At 36.2% G+C, this 934-nt stretch carries 1 protein-coding gene and 2 pseudogenes; all 3 read right to left on the reverse strand.

Annotated elements, in window-relative coordinates; all coding sequences use genetic code 11:
• Positions 1–304, reverse strand: a pseudogene (locus tag A6E03_RS16240) (hypothetical protein); the annotation flags it as partial.
• Positions 305–622 carry a hypothetical protein gene (locus A6E03_RS16245; RefSeq protein WP_065601286.1) on the reverse strand — a complete coding sequence of 106 codons (318 nt, stop codon included), beginning with the start codon at positions 620–622 and terminating at the stop codon, positions 305–307.
• A 30-nt stretch (positions 623–652) separates the two neighbouring features.
• Positions 653–934, reverse strand: a pseudogene (locus A6E03_RS16250) (hypothetical protein); the annotation flags it as partial.

Genomic DNA, 934 nt, shown 5'->3' on the forward strand with positions numbered 1-934 from the left:
CTGTATAATGAATACCCATTGGAGTTAGGTGGTAGCAATAGTCTTTATCGGGTGCAAATAAATATCTCGATACAAAAATCATAACTAAGCTAACAGAAGAAAATAACCAAAAAGCGGGTTCAGTCATTGCATCCTCCTCTACAATTAACAAAAAAGAAGGAAATAATGCCCCTGTTAAAATTGCACACAACCACCTTACTTTCTTATAAAGCTTTTGCCCTGCGCCTGTGTACCTCCAACGATATATAACCTCTGATTGATACAATTGTTCTTTTAATTGCACTATACTTTCAGGTGAGTTCATTTATTTGCCTCTCACTTCGATCATACGAGTTGCAAATTCTTTCAACGAAGGAGATATAACAAGCTCACCTTGGCTATTACCTGAAGCAATATAACCTAACTTTTCATGCTCTGATGCTTGCCAGTTAAAAGGCAGATTAATGAAGACCGTAATATTATCTTTGATTGCACCGCCTAAATCTAAACGATAGACTGGATTTCCCATTTCATCTTTACTCCAAATACCATTGTGTCCATTTACTACCACCGCAGGTTTTGGTGAAGAAGTCACATAGCTGTACTTATTTTGCATTGGCTTATTAGGAGAAGTAGAAAGCATTATTTACCTTACTTTAGGTTTATAAATAAATCACTCTGTAACTTCATCTTGCTGATAAATTGGATGCTTATATTTATCATTTAGTCTTTTAATTTTGACAACGTCCATTTCTGGGAAACATGAAATCAAATGAGTAAGTAACTCAGCTTTTTTTTCGAGAGTCGGAGTATATATATCACCCACATATTCAAAGCCTCCCTTCCCAGGGACCGAGAGTGATACCACACCATCATGCATCACATTAAAAGCAACGCTACGTTCATCAATGAATATATAGCTCTTATCTACAGTTGACTGGAAATTTGTCATCCC

Origin of the sequence: Aliivibrio sp. 1S128, assembly GCF_001691065.1 — a bacterium.
GTDB lineage: Bacteria > Pseudomonadota > Gammaproteobacteria > Enterobacterales > Vibrionaceae > Aliivibrio.

Coding starts and splice junctions, on each gene's coding strand:
- A6E03_RS16245 (WP_065601286.1), bottom strand. CDS start 622: ATGCTTTCTACTTCTCCTAATAAGCCAATGCAAAATAAGTACAGCTAT.